This window comes from Bradyrhizobium sp. USDA 372, assembly GCF_053629095.1.
Map to the genome: position 1 here is coordinate 7,799,739 of NZ_JBRJHR010000001.1, position 23,385 is coordinate 7,823,123.

A 23,385-nucleotide genomic window follows, 5' to 3' on the forward strand; every position below is an offset into this window, starting at 1 on the left:
GAGTAACTATCAAAGGAATATTGGGAGGCTGATTATGAAGCACGGCATTTCGGCAATGTTGCTCGGGACGGCCCTGGCGCTCGGCGCGGCAGGTGGCGCGGTCGCGCAGGACAAGAACATCAAGATCGGCGTGCTGACCGACAATTCGGGACTTTATGCCGACCTCGGTGGCGCTGGCTCGACCGTCGCCGCACAGATGGCGATCGAGGATTCCGGGCTCGCTGCCAAGGGCTGGAAGCTCGACCTGATCTCCGCCGACCATCAGAACAAGCCCGACATCGGCTCCACGATTGCCCGGCAATGGATCGACGTCGAGAAGGTCGACATCTTCATGGATGTGCTGAACTCCGGCGTTGCGCTGGCGGTGAACAACATCGTCAAAGAGAAGAATTCCATCCTGATCAACACAGGTGCGGCGACGTCGGATCTCACCAACGCGCAATGCTCGCCGAACACGGTCCACTGGGTCTATGATACCTATATGCTGGCCAACAGCACCGGGCAGGCGCTGGTGAAGGCGGGCGGCGACACCTGGTATTTCCTCACCGCGGACTACGCCTTTGGCCATGCCCTCGAGCGCGACACCGCCGCGGTCGTGGTGAAGTCGGGCGGCAAGGTGATCGGCAATGTCAAGCATCCGCTGAATACTGCCGACTTCTCGTCGTTCCTGCTTCAGGCGCAGGCCTCCAAAGCCAAGATCATCGGCATGGCGAATGCCGGCGGCGACACCACCAACACCATCAAGCAGGCAGCGGAGTTCGGCATCGTCTCCGGCGGCCAGAAGCTTGCGGGCCTGCTGCTCTTCATCACCGACGTGCACTCGCTCGGTCTGAAGGTGGCGCAGGGCCTGAACTTCACCGAGACCTTCTATTGGGACATGAACGACGGTACGCGCGCGTTCTCCAAGCGCTTCTCCGAGCGCATGAAGAACAAGGCGATGCCCTCGATGGTGCAGGCCGGCGTCTACTCGGGTCTGCTGCATTATTTCAAGGCGCTGGAGGCGATGGGCGGCAACCCGCATGACGGGGCCAAGGTGGTCGCCAAGATGAAGGAGATGCCGACGGAGGATCCGCTGTTCGGCAAGGGAACGATCCGTGCGGACGGCCGCAAGCTACATCCCGCCTATCTGTTCGAGGTCAAAAAGCCCGAGGAATCCAAGGCGCCCTGGGACTATTACAAGCTGATCGGCACGACCCCCGGCGACCAGGCCTTCCGGCCGCTGTCGGAAAGCGCCTGTCCTCTGGTGAAGAAGTAACGGTGAACGATGCAGGCCGGTGCGCAACGGCGCCGGCCTGTTGTTGAGGAATAAAAGGGACCGGGTGCGGGATCGATGCAGGCTCTTTACGCTCAGCTACTGGTGGGACTGATCAACGGCTCGTTTTACGCGCTGCTCAGCCTCGGGCTTGCCGTCATCTTCGGCATGCTCAACATCATCAATTTCGCTCACGGCGCGCTCTACATGATGGGCGCCTTCGTCGCCTATTTCCTGTTGAACCTCGGCGGCATCAATTATTGGTGGGCGCTGTTGCTGGCGCCGATAATCGTCGGCATCTTCGGCATGATCCTGGAACGGACCATGCTGCAATGGCTGACCGGGCTCGATCATCTCTACGGCCTGCTCCTGACCTTCGGCATCGCGCTGATCGTGCAGGGCGTGTTCCAGAACTATTTCGGCTCCTCGGGTCTGCCTTACGCCATTCCCGACCAGCTCAGGGGCGGCATGAATCTCGGCTTCATGTTCCTGCCGATCTACCGCGGCTGGGTCGTCGTGTTCTCGCTGGCGGTGTGCCTCGCGACCTGGTTCCTGATCGAGAAGACGCAGCTCGGCGCTTACCTGCGCGCCGCCACCGAAAATCCGACGCTGGTGCGCGCCTTTGGCATCAACGTGCCGCGCATGATCACGCTCACCTACGGTCTCGGCGTCGGTCTTGCCGCGCTCGCCGGCGTGCTCTCGGCACCGATCAACCAGGTGCGGCCGCTGATGGGCGCCGACCTCATCATCGTCGTGTTCGCGGTGGTCGTGATCGGCGGCATGGGTTCGATCATGGGCTCCATCATCACCGGCTTCGCGCTCGGTGTGATCGAGGGCCTGACCAAGTATTTCTACCCCGAGGCCTCCAACACCGTCGTGTTCGTGCTGATGGTGCTGGTGCTCCTGGTGAAGCCAACGGGATTGACGGGAAGGGCGGCCTGAGATGACAACCCTGACGGACGACACGCTGCCGACGACCCCGCGCGCGATGCGCGACGAGATGACCGTGTTCGTGGCGATGGCGCTGCTGCTGGCAGCGGTGCCGTTCACGGGCCTCTACCCGTTCTTCGTGATGCAGGCGCTGTGCTTTGCGCTGCTCGCCTGCGCGTTCAACCTGCTGGTCGGCTATGGCGGCCTGCTGTCGTTCGGCCACGCCATGTTCTTGGGGACAGCCGGCTATTGCAGCGCGCATGCGCTGAAAGTGTGGGCGCTGCCGCCGGAGCTCGGCATTCTCGTCGGCGTGGCCGCGGCGTTCGTGCTCTCGATCATCACGGGCTACATCTCAATCCGCCGCCAGGGCATCTATTTCTCGATGATCACGCTGGCGCTGTCGCAGCTGTTGTACTTCATCTATCTCCAGGCCCCGTTCACCCATGGTGAGGACGGCATCCAGGGCATCCCGCAAGGACGCATGTTCGGCCTGCTCGATCTCTCCAAGCCGACGGTGCTGTACTATGTCGTGCTGGTCGGCTTCCTCGCCGGCTTCCTCCTGATCTTCCGCATCATCAACTCGCCGTTCGGCGAGGTGCTGAAGTCGATCCGCGAGAACGAGCAGCGCGCGATCTCGCTCGGCTACCGCACCGACCAGTACAAGTTCCTGGCCTTCGTCCTGTCGGGGACGCTCGCCGGCTTTGCCGGCGCGCTGAAGGTGTTCGTGGCGCAGAACGCCTCGCTCACCGACGTGCACTGGTCGATGTCGGGCGAGGTCGTGCTGATGACCCTGGTCGGGGGGCTCGGCACCATTTTCGGTCCCGTGGTCGGCGCCTTCGTGATCATCGCCATGCAGCAATATCTGGCGGGTTTCGGCCAGTGGGTGACGGTGATCCAGGGCGCGATCTTCGTGGTCTGCGTGCTCACCTTCCGCCGCGGCGTCATCGGCGAAATCGCGCATTACTTCCGGCGGTCGCTCTAAGCGGCTGATATTGCACCAATTTCAATGGTGCAGGAAAGCGGTGGATGATCCGGCTCCGCGGGCGTGAGATGACGCGCGCGGATCGAAAATGGTCTATGACAGTTTTATGACAGCCCCTCGCGGGCCTGACCATTTTCAACCGGTAGCCAATCCCCATGATGCGATGGTTTCGTGCGTTCCTGCCCAAGGAAGAACGGTTCTTCGACCTGTTCGACCGACATGCCCAGACCGTGATCCAGGGCGCAATCGCCCTGCAGGGCATGCTCAATGGAGGTGAGGAGACGCCGGTCTATTGCCAGCGCGTCAACCAGTTCGAGAACGACGCGGATAACATCACCCGCGAGGTGCTGACGGCGGTGCGCCGCACCTTCATCACCCCGTTCGACCGCGGCGACATCAAGAACCTGATCACCTCTCTGGACGATGCCATCGACCAGATGCAGCAGACAGCCAAGGCCGTGATGCTGTTCGAGGTGCGCGCCTTCGAGCCGCCGATGCGCGAGATCGGCGGACTCCTGATCGAATGCGCCAATCTGGTGGGACGCGCGCTGCCTTTGATGCAGTCGATCGGTCCGAACGTCGCCATGCTGACCGCGATCACGGAAGAGCTCGGCAAGCTGGAGGGCCGGGTCGACGATCTCCACGATATCGGCCTGAAGGAGCTGTTCCTCAAGCATCGCGACGGCAATGCGATGGATTTCATCGTCGGGGTCGAGATCTACGATCATCTCGAGAAGGTGGCCGACCGCTTCGATGACGTTGCGAACGAAATCAACAGCATCGTCATCGAGCAAGTATAGGGCCTCGCCGTGGATGCCGCGTTGGGTCTTCCCGTCCTGGTCGGCTTGATCGCCGTCGCGCTGCTGTTCGACTTCCTGAACGGCCTGCACGACGCCGCCAATTCGATCGCGACCATCGTCTCGACCCGCGTGCTGCGGCCGCAATTCGCGGTGTTCTGGGCCGCCTTCTTCAATTTCATCGCCTTCCTGGTGTTCGGGCTGCACGTCGCCCAGACCATCGGCACCGGCATCATCGATCCCGCGGTCGTCGACGCCCAGGTGATCTTCGCGGCGCTCGTCGGCGCCATCGTCTGGAACCTCGTGACCTGGGCGCTCGGCATTCCGTCCTCGTCCTCGCACGCGCTGATCGGCGGGCTGGTCGGCGGCGGCATGGCCAAGGCCGGCATTTCCGCCGCGGTGTGGAGCGGCCTGTCCAAGACCGTGCTGGCGATCGTGCTGTCGCCGCTGGTCGGCTTCCTGCTCGCGATGTTGCTGGTGGCGATCGTGTCCTGGGCGTCGGTGCGCTCGACGCCGTTCGCGGTCGACCGCGCCTTCCGCATCCTGCAATTCGCCTCCGCCTCGCTCTATTCGCTCGGCCATGGCGGCAACGACGCGCAGAAGACCATGGGCATCATCGCGGTGCTGCTCTATTCGCAGGGCCATCTCGGCAGCGACTTCTCGGTGCCGTTCTGGGTGGTGCTGTCCTGCCAGGCGGCGATGGCGCTGGGCACGCTGATGGGCGGCTGGCGCATCGTCCGCACCATGGGCCTGCGCATCACGAAATTGACGCCGATGCAGGGCTTTTGCGCCGAGACCGGGGGCGCGGCGACGCTGTTCATGGCGACCTATCTCGGGGTTCCCGTCTCGACCACCCACACCATCACAGGCGCCATCGTCGGCGTCGGCGCCGCCCGCCGCGTCTCGGCGGTGCGCTGGAACGTCGCCAGCTCGATCGTCTATGCCTGGGTGATCACGATCCCGGCCTCGGCCATCGTGGCCGCGCTGACCTGGTGGGTGGTCCAGATCTTGCGGTGAGAACTATCGCAACGGTGCTTTGTTGCTTACAGTCCAAGTAAGATCGTCCTCGACCGATTTATAGGATGAGATGCGATGACAAGGACATCGGCATGGAGCAGCATGACTCGTCTCGGTTTCCCCGCGGAAGATTGGACCGCAGATCTGTTTCGGCGCCTGGGATATAGCGTCAGTCAGAACATTCTCATTGCTGGAGTTCAGGTTGACCTTACGATTGAACGTGACGGTGTGAGTGCTCCGGTCGAAGTTATGTTTTACGATCGATTGGTTCCGTTGAGTTTGATCAAGCAAAAGATAGTTCGCCTACGTCCGCTGGTCGAGTTGGCTAGCTACGACAAACCTATTATCGCAGTGCTCGGAAAAGCTACAACACAGGCTAAAGAATTTGCGTTGGACGTGTTCGGAGCAAACGTATGGGACTTGGAAGTTCTGCGACAGAAGTCGCAAGCACATCCAGACCTCTCAAAGAGGCTCGAGAAACTTCTCGGCGAGAAGCAGAGAGCAGTCCAATCGTCGAGAGGCAATGACACGACCGACGAGCCTGATGAATCCCTGCAAATTACGGTAACGCGTCAATCAGAGGCTGATCGACTCATCGCCAAGTTGGCGCGTCATAAGGAAAAGGGAGGCCTGACACCTCGCGAATATGAGGAGTTATGCCAGGAGACCGTCACATTTCTCTTTGATCCGGACCTCTATGGCTTCGAAAAGCAAGCGCAGACGTCGGATGGGGGCAATCGCTACGACTTCATTTGTCGAATAAGATCGGGAAATTCGTTTTGGGATTCTATTAGAAATGACTTTCGAACAAGATCGGTCCTATTTGAGTGCAAGGACTACGAAGACCTGATAACCGCGGATCAAGTGTATTCAACTGAGAGATATCTGTTCTCAGGCGCACTGCGGACCGTCTGCTTCTTGCTGTCACGGAAGGGACCGGACGAAGGATGCAAGCGCGCCGCGCAAGGCGCTCTTCGCGAGTCGGGAAAGCTCATACTTCTGCTGTCGAACGACGATTTGGTCGAAATGCTGAAATTGGCTGCCGATAAGGAAGGCCCGACTAATTTTCTGGACGAAAAGATTTGGCAATTCGTCGTTACACTGCCTCGCTAGCAATCGAGGTCGTTACGTAACTATTTGACCGATTTGCCTTTTTGACTAAGTAACGTATCTCAGCCCCGCGATGCCGGCGACGATCAGGCCGATGCTGGCGAGGCGGAAGGCCGTGGCCGGCTCGCCGAACAGGACAATGCCGAGCGTCGCCGTGCCGACCGCGCCGATGCCGGTCCAGACCGCATAGGCGGTTCCGACGGGCACGATTTGAGCGCAAGTCCGAGCAGGATGACGCTACCGGCCATGGCCGCCAGCGTGACCGCGGACGGAACAAGCTTGCTGAAACCTTCGGTGTATTTCAGGCCGATCGCCCAGGTGATCTCGAGAAGACCGGCGACGAATAGGATGCTCCAGGCCATGACGACCCTCCATCAAGGCAGGGTCGTCCCCGCGGCTGAGGTGCTGATGGGCGGGGAAGGCCGTCCTCCCCCAAGACTGATATATCCACGCGTCGATATGGGGCTGGCCGGAAGTCCCCGCAATCACCAAATGAGGCTTGATCAGGCCCGTTTTCCCTGCCACACGCTCCCGCCATGTCCGACATCGCCACCACCACAGCCGAATCGCCGGCCCGTTCCCCGCTTGCCGCTGAGGTGGCGCGGCGGCGGACCTTTGCGATCATCTCCCACCCCGACGCCGGCAAGACCACGCTGACCGAAAAGCTGCTGCTGTTCGGCGGCGCCATCAATCTCGCCGGCCAGGTCAAGGCCAAGGGCGAGCGGCGCAACACGCGTTCGGACTGGATGAAGATCGAGCGCGAACGCGGCATCTCGGTCGTGACCTCGGTGATGACCTTCGAGTTCGAAGGCCTCGTCTTTAATCTTCTGGACACGCCGGGCCACGAGGACTTTTCGGAAGACACCTATCGCACGCTGACGGCGGTCGATTCCGCGGTGATGGTGATCGACGCCGCCAAGGGCATCGAGGCGCGCACCCGAAAACTGTTCGAGGTGTGCCGCTTGCGCGACATCCCGATCATCACCTTCATCAACAAGATGGACCGCGAGAGCCGCGACGTGTTCGAGCTGCTCGACGAGATCGAGAAGACGCTGGCGCTCGACACCACGCCGATGACCTGGCCGGTCGGCCGCGGCCGCGACTTCCTCGGCACCTATGACGTCGTCAATGGCGGCGTGCGCCTGCTCGAAGGCGGCGGCGCCAAGACCGGCGCGGCGCAGCAGATCGCGATCGAGGAATTGGCCAAGCTCAACGCCAATCTCGACGTCTCCGCCGTGAAGGACGAGCTTGAGCTCGTCACCGCGGCGTCGAAGCCGTTCGAGCTGGAAGCGTTTCGCGAGGGCCATCTGACGCCGGTCTATTTCGGCAGTGCGCTGCGCAATTTCGGCGTCGGCGACCTCCTGGAAGGCCTCGGCAAGTTCGCGCCCGAGCCGCGCGCGCAGGACAGCGACCAGCGCAAGGTCGAGGCCACCGATCCCCGCATGAGCGCCTTCGTGTTCAAGATCCAGGCCAACATGGATCCCAACCACCGCGACCGCATCGCGTTTGCGCGCCTCTGCTCGGGCAAGCTCAGCCGCGGCATGAAGGCGAAGCTGGTGCGCACAGGCAAGAGCATGCCGCTGTCGAGCCCGCAATTCTTCTTCGCGCAGGATCGCTCGGTCGCGGACGAGGCCTTCGCCGGCGACGTCGTCGGCATTCCCAACCACGGCACGCTGCGCATCGGCGACACGCTGACGGAAGGCGAGGAATTCAACTTCGTCGGCGTGCCGAGCTTTGCGCCGGAAATCGTGCGCCGCGTCCGTCTCACCGACGCAATGAAGGCGAAGAAGCTGAAGGAAGCGCTGCAGCAGATGTCGGAAGAGGGCGTCGTGCAGGTGTTCCGCCCCCGCGATGGCGCCCCGGCGCTGGTCGGCGTGGTCGGCGCGCTGCAGCTCGACGTGCTCAAAGCGCGGCTCGAGGCGGAATATTCGCTGCCGGTCGAGTTCGAGGTCAGCGAGTTCCAGCTGGCGCGCTGGGTCTCCTCGGAGGACCGCAAGAAGCTCGACACCTTCATCGCCGCCAACACCTCGAGCATCGCCGACGACGTCGACGGCGATCCCGTCTATCTCGCCCGCAACGAGTTCTATCTCGGCTACACCCGGGAGCGGGCCGAGGGCATCGAGTTCAGCAACGTCAAGGACGTCAAGAAGAAGGGGTAGGGCGGCGCGCCCTCCACTGGGCGGCCACATACCCGCTGCGCAAGCACACCCTCCGCTGTCATGCCCCGGCTTGACCGGGGCATCCAGTACGCCGCGGCCTGTCGATTCAGCCACTACCGTCTCGGAGTACTGGGTCGCCCGGTCAAGCCGGGCGACGACAGCGTGCCTGAACGCGAGCATGTGAACGCGCGCGGACTTGACGCGTTCATGGACAGCGCCACTTTTCTCGTGACCTTGCGAGCTCACTCCATGTGGCGCGGCATTCTCGTTCTGATCCTGCTGACGATCTCAACGATCGTCGTCGACGCACGGCCGCGCCAGATCAATCCGATCCCGTTCGCGCACGAGCCTTGCAGCGTGCTCGACGGCGAGCCCTGCACGCCGTCCTATTGCAGCCCGCTCGAACCCGGGCCATGCATTCCCGAGATCGATTACCCTTACGGCCAGAACCTCCAACTCACCGTCGAAAGCGTGCCGGCGGAAGCTGATCGCGCCAAATATCAAAAGCCCGATCACGACCTCGATACGATCGGCGACCTCTTCGCCGCGCTGCGCAGCTGCTGGTCGCCGCCGGACCGTGCGCGCACGGGCATGCAGATGTCGGTGCGTTTCAGCTTCAACAAGGCCGGCGGCCTGATCGGCCCGCCGCGCCTCACATACGCGACTGCGGGTGTGCCGGCGGATATCCGAACCACCTATCTCAACGCGATCAATTCATCGCTGAAGGCCTGCCTGCCGCTGAAGTTCACGAGCGGTCTTGGCGGGGCGTTGGCCGGGCGACCCATCGCCATCCGTTATGTCGACAATCGGGAGCTCGGCAAGTAGCGCGAGTTGCGAGCGGCAGCCAATCGATGATACCTCAGAGCCGGGGGCTGCTTTGCGGGGAGGGTGTCGTGGGTCTGCTGATCATGATCCTGGGGCTGGTGCTGTTTTTTGCATCCCATGTTTTCACAACCAAACGAGAGTCACGCGCGCAGGCGATCGCGAGGCTGGGCGAGGGGACCTACAAGCTGGTCTATTCGGCGGTCTCGCTGGCAGGGCTGGCGCTGATCATCTGGGGCTATGCCCACTACCGCAGCTCCGGCTGGATCGACGTCTGGTATCCGCCGAAGGCGATGAAGCACATCACGCTGGCCTTGATGCTGCCTGCAGTCATCCTCGTGGTGGCGTCCTACATGCGTGGCCGCATCTACGCGACGCTGAAGCATCCAATGCTGGCCGGCATCAAGCTGTGGGCCGCGGCGCATCTTTTGGCCAATGGCGATCTCGGCTCCATCATCCTGTTCGGCTCGTTCCTTGGCTGGGCGGTCTATGACCGCATCTCGCTTAAAGCTCGCACCGACGCCGGCGGCCCGCCGATTCCGGTCGGCGGCGTCACCAACGATCTGATCGCGGTCGCGGTCGGCGTGGTCGCCTATCTGGCCCTGGCCTTCGCGTTCCATCCGGTCGTGATCGGTGTGCCCGTGATCGGGGTCTAGCGCATGATCCGGAAAAGTGTGCAGCGGTTTTCCGATAAGATCATGCGCAAGAATTAAGTCAGCTGGTCAGCACAAGACGAAACCCGGATGTCCATGCGCGGAAGATAAGAAGATAACAAGAGCAACAAGCCGAGGGCATCCCGATGGACTGGTCGCAATCTCAGATCCCGCCGATGCGGCTCGTGGCGCGCTTTGGCGATCGGGTGGTGCCGGCGTTTTGCGATCGGCCATCGAGCCTCTGGGCGATGATCGCGGACGCCTGCGCCCGCAATGCCGAGGGCGAAGCGTTGATCTGCGGCAATGTCCGCCTGAGCTGGGGCCACGCGGTGGAGCAGGCCGCGCGGATCGCTGCGGGATTTCGCAAGCTTGGATTGCAGCGCGGCGATCGTGTTGCGATCCTGCTCGGCAATCGCATCGAATTTCCGCTGCTGCTGTTTGCCGCCGCGCATGAGGGGCTGGTCACCGTGCTGCTCAGCACACGCCAGCAGAAGCCGGAGATCGCCTATGTGCTCGCCGATTGTGGTGCCAAGATCCTGATCCACGAAGCCGCGCTCGCCGAGCGGCTGCCCGATGCGCATGATGTGCCCGATGTGATCCATCGCATCGCCGTCGCCGATGATCCGGCTCTGTCGCGTTTCGCAGGGCTCGCCGACAACCCGCCGGCCGTGGCACCGATCGAGGTGGGCGAGGAGGACACCGCGATGATCCTCTACACCTCCGGCACCACGGGCAAGCCGAAGGGCGCGATGCTGGCCCATTGCAACATCGTCCATTCCTCCATGGTGTTCGTGTCCTGCCTGCAATTGACGGAGGCCGATCGCTCGATCGCAGCGGTGCCGCTCGGCCATGTCACGGGCGTCGTCGCCAACATCACCACCATGATCCGCTGCGGCGGGACGCTGATCATCATGCCCGAGTTCAAGGCCACCGATTACCTCAAGCTCGCCGCGCGCGAGCGCGTGACCTACACGGTGATGGTGCCGGCGATGTACAATCTCTGCCTGCTCCAGCCCGATTTCGACGGCTACGATCTGTCGAGCTGGCGCATCGGCGGCTTCGGCGGCGCACCGATGCCGGTCGCCACCATCGAGAAGCTCAAGGCGAACATTCCCGGCCTGAAGCTGATGAACTGCTACGGCGCGACCGAGACGACCTCGCCCTCGACGATCATGCCGGGCGAGCTGACCGAGAGCCACATCGACAGCGTCGGCCTGCCGTGCCCCGGCGCGCGCATCGTGGTGATGGGCCCGGACGGACGCGAGCTGCCTCCCGGCGAGATCGGCGAGCTCTGGATCCAGAGCGCCTCCGTCATCAGGGGCTACTGGAATAATCCGAAGGCCACCGCCGAAAGCTTCACGGGCGGATTCTGGCATTCGGGCGACCTCGGCTCGGTCGATGCGGAAGGGTTCGTTCGCGTGTTCGACCGGCAGAAGGACATGATCAATCGCGGCGGCCTGAAGATCTATTCGGCCGAGGTCGAATCCGTGCTCGCCGGCCATCCCGCCGTGGTCGAGAGCGCGATCATCGCCAAGGCCTGCCCGGTGCTGGGCGAGCGCGTCCACGCCGTGGTGGTGACGCGACAGCCGGTGGCCGATACGGACCTGCGCGCCTGGTGCGCCGAGCGCCTGTCCGACTACAAGGTTCCCGAAACCATCGCGATCACGGCAGACCCGCTGCCGCGCAACGCCAACGGCAAGGTGCTGAAGCGGCAGCTGCGGGAGCTGCTGGGAGCTTGAGCCGGGCAGCGGCATCCGGGCTGTCCCGGGTGGTTAACGCCTTGATCGGGCTCGCTTTGCCTTGCCACCGCCATATCGTTAGGCTACCTCGCCGCCACGCGGGGACGGGATTCCTGACGCGAACGCCTTGGCGCGCGCACCCGGACGGGCATGGGATTAGCATAAGTGTCTGAATTCGTTAACGAAGTCGACGAGGAAGTACGTCGCGAACAGCTCAAAAAGCTGTGGGACAGGTATTCGATCTACTTCATCGCCCTGATGGTGCTGGTCGTGGCCGCCGTCGGCGGTTGGCGCGCCTATCAATATTTCGAGGCCAGGAAGGCCGCCGAGGCCGGCGCCGTCTTCGAGAAGGCCGTCGAGCTGTCCGAGCAGGGCAAGCACGAGGACGCCGAGAAGGCGTTCACCGAGCTCGCTGCCAAGGCGCCGTCCGGCTATCGCACCTTGGCGCGGCTGCGCGCTGCGGCCGAGGCCGCGAGCCGCGATCCCAAGGCGGGCGCGAAGATGTATGACGACATTGCCGCCGACCGCAGCATTGGCGGTGAGTGGCAGGATCTGGCCAAGATCCGCGCCGCCGGCCTCGTGCTCGACAGCGCCAGCTACGCCGACATGCAGCAGCGGCTGGAAGCTTCCGCCGCGCCCAAATCGACCTTCCGCCACAGCGCCCGCGAGATGCTGGCGCTGTCGGCCTGGCGCAACAACGACATGACCGCAGCCCGCAAATGGCTCGAGGCGATTGACGGAGACGGCGAAACGCCGCCCGGCCTGCGCTCGCGCGCCGAGGCGCTCCAGGCTTTGTTGCCACCCGTCGCCAAAAGCTGACGACGGTTCTCTGACGTAACGAGACACCAAGATGCGCCGCACGCCCCGCTTGATCGCAGCCGCCGTCCTGATCGCCTTCACCGGCGCCCTGGGCGGCTGCTCCAGCTTCGATCCGAGCGACCTGCTCGACTTCCTCGACACCAAGAAGAAGCTGCCGGGCGACCGCAAGCCGGTCTTCCCCGAAGGCGTGCCGGGGCTCGAGCAGGGCGTGCCGAGGGATCTGTACAAGGGCGCGCAGCAGCAGCAACCCGACCCGAACGCACCTGCCGTGGCGGCATTGCCCGCGGAGCCGGAGCCGGCCAAGCCGGCGAAGGGGGCCAAGGCAAAGCATACCAAGCAGCCCGCCGCGGCGGCCGCGCCAGCCGCAGCACCCGCCGGCGAGGTCGATGGCGAGGCCCAGCCGGAGGCCGCGCCAGCGACATCCGCTCCGCCGCCCAAGCACAAGATCGTCCGCAGGCGCACCACCGCGCCGGATCAGCCGGCGCAGCCGACGCAACCCGCCCCGGCCACGCAGCAGCAATCGCAGAGCGCCTTCCCGGCGCCGCTGCCGAGCGGCAGCTTCTCGCGCTGATATTTTCCCGTTGCATTGACAGGCGCAGCCCCGGCAGCGCACGAATGACCGATGTCCTTCACGATCGCCATCATCGGCCGGCCCAATGTCGGCAAATCGACGCTGTTCAACCGCCTGGTTGGGCAGAAGCTCGCGCTGGTCGATGATCTGCCCGGCGTCACCCGCGACCGCCGGGAAGGCGAGGCCAGGCTCGGTGATCTCCGCTTCACCATCATCGATACCGCCGGCCTCGACGAGGGCGCCAAGGGCTCGCTGACGGCGCGCATGCAGGAGCAGACCGAGACCGCGATCGCGCAGGCCGACGCGCTGTTCTTCGTCGTCGACGCCCGCATCGGCCTGACGCCGACCGATCGCGCCTTCGCCGATTTCGCCCGCAAGGCCAACAAGCCGGTGCTGCTCGTCGCCAACAAGAGCGAGGGCAAGCACGGTGATGCCGGTGCGATGGAAGCGTTCGCGCTCGGCCTCGGCGATCCCATCCAGATCTCGGCCGAGCACGGCGAGGGCATGGGTGAGCTCTACGACGCGCTCGCCGGGCTGATGCCGGAGCGCGTCGAGGAAGACGAGGATGAGGACGACGCGCCGCTCACCGAGGAAGAGGCCGCGACGCGCCCGATCCGGGTCGCCATCGTCGGCCGGCCCAATGCCGGCAAGTCGACGCTGATCAACCATCTGCTCGGCGAGGAGCGCCTGCTGACCAGCCCCGAGGCCGGCACCACGCGCGACTCCATCGCCGTCGAGATCAACTGGAAGGGCCGCGACTTCCGCGTGTTCGACACCGCGGGCCTGCGCCGGCGCTCGCGCATCGAGGAGAAGCTGGAAAAGCTCTCGGTAGCCGATGCCTTGCGCGCGGTGCGCTTTGCCGAAGTCGTCGTGCTGATGATGGATTCGCAGAACCGCTTCGAGGAGCAGGACCTGCGCATCGCCGACCTGATCGAGCGCGAGGGACGGGCGGAGGTGCTGGCCGTCAACAAATGGGATCTGATGGAGACCAAGGGCGGCGGCGCGATCTCGGGTCTGCGCCGCGATGCCGATCATTGGCTGCCGCAGCTCAAGGGCGTGCCCATCGTCGCCGTCTCGGGCCTGATGGGCGAGGGCATCGACCGCCTGATGCAGGCGATCCAGGACGCCTATGCGATCTGGAACCGGCGCGTGCCGACCTCAGCGCTCAATCGCTGGTTCGAGCAGGCGATCCAGGCCAACCCGCCGCCCGCGGTCTCCGGCCGCAGGCTGAAGCTGAACTACATCACCCAGACCAAGGCGCGCCCGCCGAGCTTCGTGCTGTTCTGCTCGCGCGCGGACGCCGTGCCGCAATCCTACTTGCGCTATCTCACCAATTCGATGCGCGAGACCTTCGAGCTGCCGGGCACGCCGGTGCGCATCACGCTGCGCGAGAAGGCCAATCCCTTCGCGCACAAGCGCAAGCGGCCGTCGTGAGCGACGGCGCGGGCGAAGCGGTGGTGCACGGCGCAGCGCCGGCCAGGGGCGGCGCCGTCGCTTTCATCTTCGTCACCATCCTCCTCGACATGCTCGCGCTCGGCGTGATCATGCCGATCCTGCCGAAGCTGATCGAAAGTTTCGTCGACAACGACACCGCACATGCCGCGCGCATATTCGGCGTGTTCGGCACCGCTTGGGCCTTGATGCAGTTCGTGTTCTCGCCGGTGTTAGGGGCGCTGTCGGATCGTTTCGGACGGCGGCCGGTGGTGCTGCTGTCGAATTTCGGGCTCGCGGCCGATTACGTCTTGATGGCGCTAGCGCCGTCGCTTGCGTGGCTGTTCGTCGGCCGCGTCATCTCCGGCATCACCTCGGCGAGCATCTCGACCGCCTTCGCCTATATCGCCGACATCACGCCGCCGGAACGGCGTGCGGCGGTCTTCGGCCGGATTGGGGCGGCCTTCGGCGCCGGCTTCATCTTAGGGCCGGCGCTTGGCGGCCTGCTCGGCGATATCGATCCGCGCCTGCCGTTCTGGGCCTCGGCGGCCCTGAGCTTCGCCAACGCGCTCTATGGCCTGTTCGTGCTGCCGGAGTCGCTTGCGCCCGACAAGCGCGCGCCGTTCCACTGGCGCAGCGCCAATCCGCTCGGGGCGCTGCAGCTGCTGCGCTCCAACGCGGTGCTGGCCGCCTTGTCGATCGTCAACTTCATCGCGCAGGTCGCCCACGTCGTGCTGCCCTCGACCTTCGTGCTCTATGCGACCTATCGCTATGGCTGGGATTCCAAGACGGTCGGCTTGACGCTCGCCATGGTCGGCATCTGCGCCATGGTGGTGCAGGGGTTTGCGATCGGCCCCATCGTGCGCGCGCTCGGCGAGCGGAACGCGCTGCTGCTCGGCCTCTGCTGTGGCGCGGTCGGCTTCGTGGTGCTCGGCGCTGCGCCGACCGGACCGCTGTCGTGGCTCGGGATTCCCGTTCTGGCGCTGTGGGGCATCTCCGGTGCCGCCTCGCAAGCGCTGATGACGCGGCTCGTCGCGCCGGAGCAGCAGGGCCAGCTGCAGGGCGCGACCGCGAGCGTGCAGAGCGTGTCGCAGCTCGTCGGCCCGTTCCTGTTCACGCTGACGTTTTCCTACTTCATCGGCGCCAGCGCACCGCTGCATCTGCCCGGCGCGCCGTTCCTGCTCGCCGCGGTGCTGATGGTGGTGTGCGTTGCGATCGCGGTGCGCTCGCTGGGCGTTACGAAGACGGTCTCGTAGCAACCATTAAAGCGGCGCCCGATTGCCTTGAGCATGACGCCGCGCTTGCGACCGTCAAGGCGTGGCCTTTCAGCAGCGGGTGTGAGGCGAGAGCAGAGCGACGGCCAGCCTTGACGGCCGCTGCGCGCGGCGTCGTTGTGGCGGCAGGTCGGGACGAAGAAACGGTCGCCTGATCGAACAAAGAAACGCGGTCAGACGGCGGGCAGCTTGGCGCGTTGAGGCACCTCGGCCACCCAGGGAGTTCCGCGGGCGACGACGGCGTTGATGGTGACGAGCAGCTTTCTGGCGCAGGCGATGCGCGCGCATTTGTGGCGTTTGCCGGCTGCGATCAGGCGGGCGTACAGAGCCTTGAGCTGCGGATTCCAGCGGAAGGATGCCGCGAGAGCCGCGTTGTAGAGCGCCCGGCGCAGGCGTTCGCGGCCACCCTCGATGTGACGGGCGCCGGCGTGATTGCCGCTGTCGTCGTCATAAGGCGCCAGCCCGCCGAGAGCTGCAGCGGGCCCGCGCGTGATGTTGCCGACCTCGGGCATCCTGACCAGGACGGCAACGGCGGTCGGCAGGCCGCAGCCGGCGACGCTATAGATCAGATCGAGCCGTGCGGCCAGATCAGGGTGCTGGCGGATCGCCGCCAGCAGCGCTTTGAGTTCGGCTCGTTTGGACTTGGCCAGGAGCGCGATCTGCGCCTTCCAAATCCCTTGAATCCGCGTGTCGCGGCAACTCTCGAGCCGGTTCTTCAGTCTTGCGATGTCCTCCGTGATCTGGTCGATCATCGTCAGATGCTCGGCAAAGGGCTGCAGGCGCGGATCCGGAGCGGGATGGATCGTCTTGACCGCAGCAGTGCACATCGCGATCAGCGCCGCGTCGATCTTGTCGTTCTTGGCCAGCAGCTGATGGAACGTGGCATAGGCACAGACCTGCTTCGGCTGAAACAGGATGACGACGAACCGCTTGCGCCGCAGCTCGGCGACCACCGCCTGCTCGTAGCCTCCACTGGCCTCGATCCCTATCCGCTTGACCTTGCGGCGCTTCAGCCACTCCACCAGCGCCTGGTGGCCTTCTACCGTGTTGTCGACCTGCCATTGCTCCGAGCTGCCGTCGACCGCCACGTCGAGCTTATGTTTGCCGGTATCGATCCCGGCACAGATCGTGATACGCTTGGCCATCTTCCTCGACCCTCCCTTGTGAATGCGAACCTGAAGTTCGTTCAACCATGCGGGTCCCGATGAAGTGCCGACCGCGATCTTGCTACGAAACGCAGCCCTTCAAGGCTTCGGTGGGCATCGATCCGATCGATCGGCGGCCCAGCTCGGGCGGCCACCCGGGCTGGGCCATTCCTCACGGAACGGGGCCATCCTAACCCGGCGCGCTAATACAAGGGTGGGCAAAGGCGCGTAAGCGCCGTGCCCACCATCGTTATGCGATATCGAGAAATGGTGGGCACGCTTCGCTTTGCCCACCCTACGGCAGTGTCGCATGTCGCGCGAGATCCCGGGTCTGGTGCTGCGGGCCGCGCTACACGGTCCCGTGCGCACCATCCCGGGATGACCGCTACACGGTCACTTCTTCACCAGCGGGCAGTCGCTGTCCTTGAGCGGCTTGGCCGCATCCTCCGGCGCGATGGTGGCGACCAGCTTGTAATAGTCCCACGGTCCCTTCGACTCCTCGGGCTTCTTCACCTCGAACAGATAGGCGGGGATGAGGCGGCGTCCGTCCTGGCGCAGCGGGCCCTTGCCGAACAGCGGATCGTCGGTCGGCAGCTCCTTCATCTTGGCGACGACCTTGGCGCCGTCATGCGGATTGCTGCCGAGCGCTTCCATTGCCTTCAGGTAATGCAGGATCTCGGCGTAGAGCCCCGCAACCGTCATCGAGGGCATCGAGCCCTTGGGCGAGACCTTCTGGAAGCGCTTCGACCATTCGCGGGTCTGGTCGTTGAGGTCCCAGTAGAAGGACTCAGTGAAGGTCAGGCCCTGCGCCGTCTTCAGGCCGAGCGAGTGCACGTCGTTGATGAACAGCAGCAGCGCGGCGAGCTTCTGTCCGCCCTGGACGATGCCGAATTCGGCGGCCTGCTTGATCGCGTTGGTGGTGTCGCCGCCCGCGTTGGCAAGGCCGATGATCTTGGCCTTGGAGGACTGCGCCTGCAGCAGGAAGGAGGAGAAGTCCGCCGTGTTCAGCGGGTGCTTGACGCCGCCGAGCACCTTGCCGCCGGTCGCCGTGACGACCGCGCCGGTATCACGCTCCAGCGCATGGCCGAACGCGTAATCCGCGGTGAGGAAGAACCAGCTGTCGCCGCCCGCCTTGGTCAGCGCCTTGCCGGTGCCGTTGGCGAGCATGTAGGTGTCGTAGGTGAAGGACACGGTGTTGGGCGTGCAGGCCTTGCCGGTGAGGTCGGCGGTGGCCGCACCTGAATTGAGCAGCACCGCGTTCTTTTCCTTGACGAGATTGCTCACCGCGAGCGCCACGCCGGAGCTCGGCGTGTCGGCGATGGCGTCGACCTTGTCGGCGTCGATCCATTGCCGGGCGATGTTGACGCCGATGTCGGGCTTGTTCTGGTGATCGCCGGAGAGCACCTCGATGGTCCAGCCCTTCGCCTTCAGGCCGGAATCCTCGACCGCCATCTTCACTGCCGCGACCGAGTTCGGGCCGCCGATGTCGGCATAGAGGCTCGACATGTCGTTGAGCACGCCGATCTTGATGGTCTTGTCCTGCGCGAAGGCGGATGTGGCAAAGCCGAAAGCGGCACAGGCCAGAAGGGCCGCGGTGCGGCGTGCGGGCATCGTCATAAAAGGCTTCCTCCATTGTCAAATATGCGAACGGCTCTCTTTGGGAGCCTTGTTCCAAGTGATCGCTCTACCGTGTCCCACGGCCGACGGCAATGCACCTAAAGCCGGATGACGCTGCGTCCTAGCGTCATCCTTCGGTTAACTTTTGGGCAAAATGCGTTGAGACGCTATTTCAGCGCGTGCGATGTCAGCGTGAATTTCTGATTGCGCTTTCCGGCACCGACTTCGGCGGTATGGCCATGCCCCGGGCATGGCGTCCGAAGGCAATCAGGCCGGAGCGCGGAAGCTCATCAGGGTGCGGGTCTTGTAGTCGTAGAACTTGCCGGTCTCGGTCCAGTCGGGCGCGCACAGCGGCACGATGAATTCGGCAACCTGCTCGGGCGTGTCGAGCGTCGCCGGATCCTCGCCGGGCATCAGCGTTGCGCGCATGCGGGTGCGCACCGGGCCGGGATTGAACAGATTGACACGCAGCTTCGTGTTTGCGGTTTCCTGTGCCCAGGCGCGTGCCAGCGTCTCCAGTGCGGCCTTGGACGCCGCGTAGGGGCTGACGTAAGCGGTGGCCTTGTTGGCGGCACCCGAGGTGATGAACACGGCGCGGCCGGCATCGGACTGCTTCAGCAGCGGCTCCATGCAGCGGATCAGCTGGAAATTCGCGGAGACGTTCACCGCCATCACCTCGTTGAAGGTCTTCAGCTCGATATGGCCGATCGGCGAGGAAGGGCCGAGCACGCCGGCATTGCCGACGAGGATGTCGAGTTTGCCGTAGCGATCGTGCAGGCCGGCGCCGAGACGCGCGATGCCGTCGGAATCGGTGAGGTTGAGCGGCACCAGGGTGGCACTGCCATCCTCTTTCCGGATCTCGTCGTCGAGCTCTTCGAGCCCGCCTTGCGTACGCGCGGTGGCAACGATATGCGCCCCGGCTTTGGCCAGTGCGATAGCGGTGGCATAGCCGATGCCGCGCGAGGCGCCGGTGACGAGAGCGATGCGGTCAGCGAAGGGCTTTGTCATGGCGGGGTTTTACAGCCGTGGACGGCCGGGACAAGCCCCCGCATGGTCGTCATTCCGGGGCGATGCGAAGCATCGAACCCGGAATCCAGAGGTTTGAGGCAACATGTCGAGATCCTCAGGTGCGCAATTGCGCACCATAGTTCGGTCCTTGCGGACCGCCCCGCGATGACGCGTTCGCCGTCAGCTCGCCTCCGCCAGCAGCGACAGCTGCCGCGGCTGCGGCTCGGTCTGGGTCTGGTCGGTAAGATGGGTCGGATAGACGCCGGTGAAGCAGTGATCCGCGAACTTTGGATTGGCGGGATCGCGGCCGGGCTCGCCCATGGCGCGGTACATGCCGTCGATCGACAGGAAGGCGAGTGAGTCCGCACCGATGAGCTCGCGCATCTCCTCCAGCGAATGCGTCGCTGCCAGCAGGCCGCCGCGGTCGGGCAGGTCGATGCCGTAATAGTCAGGGTAGAGGATCGGTGGCGAGGCGAGACGGAAATGCACCTCCTTGGCGCCGGCATCGCGCATCATGCGCACGATCTTCTTCGAGGTGGTGCCGCGCACCAGGGAGTCGTCGATCAGGATGATGCGCTTGCCTTCGATCGCGGCGCGGTTGGCCGAGTGCTTCATGCGCACGCCGGATTCGCGGATCGCCTGCGTCGGTTGGATGAAGGTGCGGCCGACATAATGGTTGCGGATGATGCCGAGCTCGAACGGCACGCCCGAATGCTGGCTGTAGCCGACCGCCGCGGGCACGCCGGAATCCGGCACCGGCACGACGACGTCGACAGGCACATGGCTCTCGCGTGCGAGCTGCGCGCCGAAATTCTTGCGCACCTCGTAGACCGAGCGGCCGTGGACGATGGAATCCGGCCGCGAGAAGTAGATGTATTCGAAGATGCAGGGGCGCGGCGCCATCGGCGGGAACGGCTTGTGGATGTCCTGGCCGTTCTCGTCGAACACGATGACCTCGCCGGGCTCGATGTCGCGCACGAAGCGGGCGCCGATGATGTCGAGCGCGCAGGTCTCAGACGTCAGGATCGGGCAGCCGTCGAGCTCGCCGAGCACCAGCGGGCGGATGCCGCGCGGATCGCGCGCGCCGACCAGCTTCTTGTTGGTCAGCGAGACCAGTGCATAGGCGCCTTCGATCTCGCGCAGCGCGTCGATATAGCGCTCGATGAAGCGGCTGCGCCTCGAGCGCGCCACCAGATGCAGGATCACCTCGGTGTCGGAGGTCGACTGCATCATCGCGCCCGTTCTTGACGAGTTCGCGGCGCAGCGTCAGGCCGTTGGAGAGGTTGCCGTTGTGGGCGACCGCAAGGCCACCGGCATTGAGCTCGGCGAACAGCGGCTGCACGTTGCGCAGGATGGTGGCGCCGGTCGTGGCGTAGCGGACATGGCCGACCGCGACACTGCCGGGCAGGCGGTCGATCACCTCGCGGCGGGAGAAGGTGTCGCCGACGAGGCCGAGGCGGCGTTCTGAATGAAAGCGGCTGCCGTCGTAGGAGACGATGCCGGCGGCCTCCTGGCCGCGGTGCTGCAGGGCGTGAAGGCCGAGCGCGGTGATGGCCGCCGCATCAGGGTGACCGTAGATGCCGAAGACGCCGCATTCCTCGCGCAGCGTATCGCCTTCCAGATCGTCCTGAAGCTCGAGTGCGGCCGGGCCTGGACCGGCGTTTGGATCGAGATCAAGCAGGGCGTCCTGGTCAGGGTGTCGCATCTCGTTCTCGCCTCTCTCTAGGGCTCTATCAACGCGCCGCAGGTTTCTCGATCAGCTTTTTCATGCCGTCACGAGCCGATTTACTGTACCCGTCGCCACTGCCCGAAGGCTGCTGCTCGGATTCAGCTTGATCATCATCTGGTTTGTTTTTCTTGAATCTCTTCAAGATGGTGTTCTCGGGGTCGTCAGGCAAGAGGGCCATCAGCCAATCGCCGGTTCCCTGGAGCACGACGCGGGACTTGGCCCCGGTGACCCAGTCCGGCCGCTGCTTGTCCGGCACCAGCCAGGTGAAGAACAGGAAGGCAACCACCACGATCAAAAGCCCGCGAGCCAGCCCAAACAGGAAGCCGAGGGTGCGATCCAGCGCGCCGATCCGCGAATCCAGGATCATGTCGGAGATCCGGACCGTGATGACGGAGACCACGACCAGGGTGCCGACGAACACGCCGGCGACCACGACCACGCTCGCGACCGTGTCGTTGTTGAAATAGCTCTTGGCGGTCGGCAGCAGCTTCGAGAAGGAATACAGCGTCACGATCGCCGCCGCACCCCAGGCCGCGATCGACAGGATTTCGCGCATGAAGCCGCGGACCATGGCGAGCAGGCCCGAGATCAGCATCACACCGAGCAGGATCAGGTCGAGGAGTGTTACTGGCATCGGCTGGTCTGGTCCGCTCGTACTTCAAAGGTGCTCTAGCGAATCGGTGTTTGGCCGCTGCCCTAAAAGAAGGGCAGACGGCGTTCCCGGCAAGGCCGCAACCACGCAATCCCATGCTGCTTTTGTGACGGCTGTATAGCGGCGAGGGCCTCCGGCGTCACCTCCACCTAACCCTCTCCGCGGCGGAATCTTGCCGGTGTGGCATTTTTCTCTGGCTGCGCGCTGGATTCGCCCCGGCGGGAGCCCCGGGCTGCGATCTCGGCGACCAATGTCGTCAGGCTGTTCACCGTGTTCAGGGACAGTCCGGCGTCGCCGCCCGCATCGCCCCGTGCCGATTCGGGCAGCACCGCGCGCTGGAAGCCGAGCTTTGCCGCCTCCTTCAGCCGGGCCGGGGTCTGCGCCACCGGGCGCACCACGCCCGACAGCGAGATTTCGCCGAAATAGACGGCATCGGTGGGTAACTGCGCATTAACCAGCGATGACACCAGGGCCGCGGCGGCGGCGAGATCGGCCGCGGGCTCGTGGATGTGCAGGCCGCCGGCAACGTTCAGATAGACGTCGTGGCCGGACAGCTTGACCCCGCAATGGGCCTCCAGCACGGCCAGCACCATCGAGAGCCGGCTCGGATCCCAGCCGACCACGGCCCGGCGCGGGGTGCCGAGCGAGGTTGGGGCCACCAGTGCCTGCAATTCGACCAGAACGGGCCTCGTGCCCTCGATGCCGGCGAAGACCGCGGTGCCGGGCGTGCCGAGATCGCGCTCGGACAGGAACAGCTCCGACGGGTTGGTGACCTCGCGCAGGCCAAGGCCCGTCATCTCGAACACGCCGATCTCGTCGGTCGGCCCGAAGCGGTTCTTCACCGCGCGCAGGATGCGGAATTGCTGCGAGCCTTCGCCCTCGAACGACATCACCGCATCGACCATGTGCTCGACCACGCGGGGGCCGGCGATCTGGCCGTCCTTGGTGACATGGCCGACCAGGATGATGGCGGCTCCGGTCTTCTTGGCGAAGCGGATCAGCGCCTGCGCCGAAGCGCGCACCTGCGTCACCGTGCCGGGCGCCGATTCCACCGTGTCGGTCCACATGGTCTGGATCGAGTCGATCACGATCAGCCGGGGCACTGCGCCCTCCGACAGCGTCGAGACGATGTCCTCGACCGAGGTCTCGGCCGCGAGCTGCACCGGCGCGTCCGACAGCCCGAGCCGCTCGGCGCGCAGGCGCACCTGGGCGACCGCCTCTTCGCCGGAAATGTAGACGACGCGGTGGCCGGCGCGCGCCAGGAGACTGGTCGCCTGCGTCAGCAGCGTCGACTTGCCGATGCCGGGATCGCCGCCAACGAGCAAAACGGAGCCGCGGACAAAACCGCCGCCGGTGACGCGGTCGAGCTCGGTCATCCCCGAGGACAGGCGCGGCGCGTCCGGGCTCTTGCCGGCAAGGCTCTCCAGCGCAAACGTTCGGCCCTTGCGTTTGGAGCGGATCGACACCGGCACGCTGCCGCTGGTGTCTTCTTCCGCCAGCGTATTCCACTCGCCGCACGACTCGCACTTGCCCTGCCAGCGGTTATAGGCCGCGCCGCAGTTCTGGCAGACGAAGGACAGCGTGGATTTGGCCATGGGGACAGCGAGTCGCGGGTTTCGGATGTGCTGATAGCACGGAATGGCGGGCCGATCGCCGGAGCTTCGAATATCTCAATTTG

Annotated in this window: 19 protein-coding genes and 2 pseudogenes; 14 read left to right on the forward strand and 7 right to left on the reverse strand. The window is 64.6% G+C overall.

From position 1 onward, the window contains the following. Positions 1-34: 34 nt before the first annotated feature. The 6 genes from AB7M16_RS36305 to AB7M16_RS36330 all read left to right on the forward strand — a co-directional run bounded on the left by AB7M16_RS36305 (position 35) and on the right by AB7M16_RS36330 (position 6,091). Positions 35-1,255 (forward strand): ABC transporter substrate-binding protein, encoded by a 1,221-nt coding sequence (locus tag AB7M16_RS36305; RefSeq protein ID WP_260383390.1) that lies wholly within the window; start codon positions 35-37, stop codon positions 1,253-1,255. Between the two features lie 75 nt (positions 1,256-1,330). Then, complete coding sequence (locus AB7M16_RS36310) at positions 1,331-2,194, forward strand: branched-chain amino acid ABC transporter permease (protein ID WP_036000843.1); 864 nt, start codon at positions 1,331-1,333, stop codon at positions 2,192-2,194. Position 2,195: 1 nt separating this feature from the next. Then, a complete protein-coding gene (locus tag AB7M16_RS36315; protein WP_172786420.1) occupies positions 2,196-3,164 on the forward strand; it encodes a branched-chain amino acid ABC transporter permease in 969 nt (322 codons plus the stop codon). Positions 3,165-3,319: 155 nt separating this feature from the next. Further along, complete coding sequence (locus tag AB7M16_RS36320; RefSeq protein WP_166816744.1) at positions 3,320-3,964, forward strand: DUF47 domain-containing protein; 645 nt, start codon at positions 3,320-3,322, stop codon at positions 3,962-3,964. A gap of 9 nt (positions 3,965-3,973) precedes the next feature. Next, complete coding sequence (locus AB7M16_RS36325; RefSeq protein WP_453946943.1) at positions 3,974-4,978, forward strand: anion permease; 1,005 nt, start codon at positions 3,974-3,976, stop codon at positions 4,976-4,978. Between the two features lie 75 nt (positions 4,979-5,053). Then, positions 5,054-6,091, forward strand: coding sequence for a hypothetical protein (locus AB7M16_RS36330; protein ID WP_453946945.1), 1,038 nt, complete (start codon positions 5,054-5,056; stop codon positions 6,089-6,091). 45 nt (positions 6,092-6,136) lie between these two features. On the opposite strand, the pseudogene sugE reads toward AB7M16_RS36330, so the two are convergent. Continuing rightward, a pseudogene (gene sugE, locus AB7M16_RS36335) lies at positions 6,137-6,450 on the reverse strand (quaternary ammonium compound efflux SMR transporter SugE). A 174-nt stretch (positions 6,451-6,624) separates the two neighbouring features. On the opposite strand from sugE, the gene AB7M16_RS36340 reads away from it, so the two are divergent. The 8 genes from AB7M16_RS36340 (at position 6,625) to AB7M16_RS36375 (ending at position 15,538) form a co-directional block, all read left to right on the forward strand. Then, entirely contained in the window at positions 6,625-8,247 is a 1,623-nt protein-coding gene (locus AB7M16_RS36340; protein ID WP_172786423.1) for a peptide chain release factor 3, read from the forward strand. A gap of 249 nt (positions 8,248-8,496) precedes the next feature. After that, positions 8,497-9,072 (forward strand): hypothetical protein, encoded by a 576-nt coding sequence (locus tag AB7M16_RS36345; protein WP_453947319.1) that lies wholly within the window; start codon positions 8,497-8,499, stop codon positions 9,070-9,072. 68 nt (positions 9,073-9,140) lie between these two features. Next, entirely contained in the window at positions 9,141-9,725 is a 585-nt protein-coding gene (locus AB7M16_RS36350) for an NnrU family protein (protein ID WP_453946947.1), read from the forward strand. Positions 9,726-9,868: 143 nt separating this feature from the next. Then, a complete protein-coding gene (locus AB7M16_RS36355) occupies positions 9,869-11,461 on the forward strand; it encodes a class I adenylate-forming enzyme family protein (RefSeq protein WP_453946949.1) in 1,593 nt (530 codons plus the stop codon). A gap of 165 nt (positions 11,462-11,626) precedes the next feature. Further along, the gene (locus AB7M16_RS36360) at positions 11,627-12,280 is read left to right on the forward strand and encodes a tetratricopeptide repeat protein (RefSeq protein ID WP_453946951.1); all 654 of its coding nucleotides are present in this window, start codon (positions 11,627-11,629) and stop codon (positions 12,278-12,280) included. 31 nt (positions 12,281-12,311) lie between these two features. Then, positions 12,312-12,851, forward strand: coding sequence for a hypothetical protein (locus tag AB7M16_RS36365; RefSeq protein ID WP_439400721.1), 540 nt, complete (start codon positions 12,312-12,314; stop codon positions 12,849-12,851). 51 nt (positions 12,852-12,902) lie between these two features. Further along, a complete protein-coding gene (gene der / locus AB7M16_RS36370) occupies positions 12,903-14,285 on the forward strand; it encodes a ribosome biogenesis GTPase Der (RefSeq protein WP_453946954.1) in 1,383 nt (460 codons plus the stop codon). Beyond that, positions 14,282-15,538, forward strand: a complete 1,257-nt coding sequence (locus AB7M16_RS36375; protein ID WP_453946956.1) for a TCR/Tet family MFS transporter — start codon at positions 14,282-14,284, stop codon at positions 15,536-15,538. Before der ends, AB7M16_RS36375 begins: the two co-directional genes overlap by 4 nt. A gap of 191 nt (positions 15,539-15,729) precedes the next feature. On the opposite strand, the gene AB7M16_RS36380 is transcribed toward AB7M16_RS36375, so the two are convergent. From AB7M16_RS36380 to radA, 6 genes and pseudogenes are all read right to left on the reverse strand, one after another. Further along, positions 15,730-16,701: an IS110 family transposase gene (locus AB7M16_RS36380; protein WP_453944235.1), complete on the reverse strand. Its 972-nt coding sequence runs from the start codon at positions 16,699-16,701 to the stop codon at positions 15,730-15,732. Between the two features lie 393 nt (positions 16,702-17,094). Continuing rightward, positions 17,095-18,318 carry an ABC transporter substrate-binding protein gene (locus tag AB7M16_RS36385; RefSeq protein ID WP_172786430.1) on the reverse strand — a complete coding sequence of 408 codons (1,224 nt, stop codon included), beginning with the start codon at positions 18,316-18,318 and terminating at the stop codon, positions 17,095-17,097. A gap of 267 nt (positions 18,319-18,585) precedes the next feature. Further along, on the reverse strand, positions 18,586-19,326 hold the full coding sequence (locus AB7M16_RS36390) for an SDR family NAD(P)-dependent oxidoreductase (RefSeq protein WP_453946958.1): 741 nt from the start codon (positions 19,324-19,326) through the stop codon (positions 18,586-18,588). 180 nt (positions 19,327-19,506) lie between these two features. Then, a pseudogene (gene purF / locus AB7M16_RS36395) lies at positions 19,507-21,031 on the reverse strand (amidophosphoribosyltransferase). Positions 21,032-21,059: 28 nt separating this feature from the next. Beyond that, the gene (locus AB7M16_RS36400) at positions 21,060-21,689 is read right to left on the reverse strand and encodes a CvpA family protein (protein ID WP_172786433.1); all 630 of its coding nucleotides are present in this window, start codon (positions 21,687-21,689) and stop codon (positions 21,060-21,062) included. A gap of 167 nt (positions 21,690-21,856) precedes the next feature. Continuing rightward, positions 21,857-23,302, reverse strand: coding sequence for a DNA repair protein RadA (radA, locus tag AB7M16_RS36405; RefSeq protein WP_453946959.1), 1,446 nt, complete (start codon positions 23,300-23,302; stop codon positions 21,857-21,859). Positions 23,303-23,385 lie beyond the last annotated feature (83 nt).

Excerpts from the sequence above, each read along its gene's own strand:
- AB7M16_RS36390 (WP_453946958.1), bottom strand. The coding sequence starts at position 19,326 with ATGACAAAGCCCTTCGCTGACCGCATCGCTCTCGTCACCGGCGCCTCG.
- AB7M16_RS36345 (WP_453947319.1), top strand. The coding sequence starts at position 8,497 with ATGTGGCGCGGCATTCTCGTTCTGATCCTGCTGACGATCTCAACGATC.
- AB7M16_RS36305 (WP_260383390.1), top strand. The coding sequence starts at position 35 with ATGAAGCACGGCATTTCGGCAATGTTGCTCGGGACGGCCCTGGCGCTC.
- AB7M16_RS36310 (WP_036000843.1), top strand. The coding sequence starts at position 1,331 with ATGCAGGCTCTTTACGCTCAGCTACTGGTGGGACTGATCAACGGCTCG.
- der (WP_453946954.1), top strand. The coding sequence starts at position 12,903 with ATGTCCTTCACGATCGCCATCATCGGCCGGCCCAATGTCGGCAAATCG.
- AB7M16_RS36365 (WP_439400721.1), top strand. The coding sequence starts at position 12,312 with ATGCGCCGCACGCCCCGCTTGATCGCAGCCGCCGTCCTGATCGCCTTC.
- AB7M16_RS36400 (WP_172786433.1), bottom strand. The coding sequence starts at position 21,689 with ATGCCAGTAACACTCCTCGACCTGATCCTGCTCGGTGTGATGCTGATC.
- AB7M16_RS36340 (WP_172786423.1), top strand. The coding sequence starts at position 6,625 with ATGTCCGACATCGCCACCACCACAGCCGAATCGCCGGCCCGTTCCCCG.
- AB7M16_RS36330 (WP_453946945.1), top strand. The coding sequence starts at position 5,054 with ATGACAAGGACATCGGCATGGAGCAGCATGACTCGTCTCGGTTTCCCC.
- AB7M16_RS36385 (WP_172786430.1), bottom strand. The coding sequence starts at position 18,318 with ATGACGATGCCCGCACGCCGCACCGCGGCCCTTCTGGCCTGTGCCGCT.
- AB7M16_RS36380 (WP_453944235.1), bottom strand. The coding sequence starts at position 16,701 with ATGGCCAAGCGTATCACGATCTGTGCCGGGATCGATACCGGCAAACAT.
- radA (WP_453946959.1), bottom strand. The coding sequence starts at position 23,302 with ATGGCCAAATCCACGCTGTCCTTCGTCTGCCAGAACTGCGGCGCGGCC.
- AB7M16_RS36355 (WP_453946949.1), top strand. The coding sequence starts at position 9,869 with ATGGACTGGTCGCAATCTCAGATCCCGCCGATGCGGCTCGTGGCGCGC.
- AB7M16_RS36315 (WP_172786420.1), top strand. The coding sequence starts at position 2,196 with ATGACAACCCTGACGGACGACACGCTGCCGACGACCCCGCGCGCGATG.
- AB7M16_RS36320 (WP_166816744.1), top strand. The coding sequence starts at position 3,320 with ATGATGCGATGGTTTCGTGCGTTCCTGCCCAAGGAAGAACGGTTCTTC.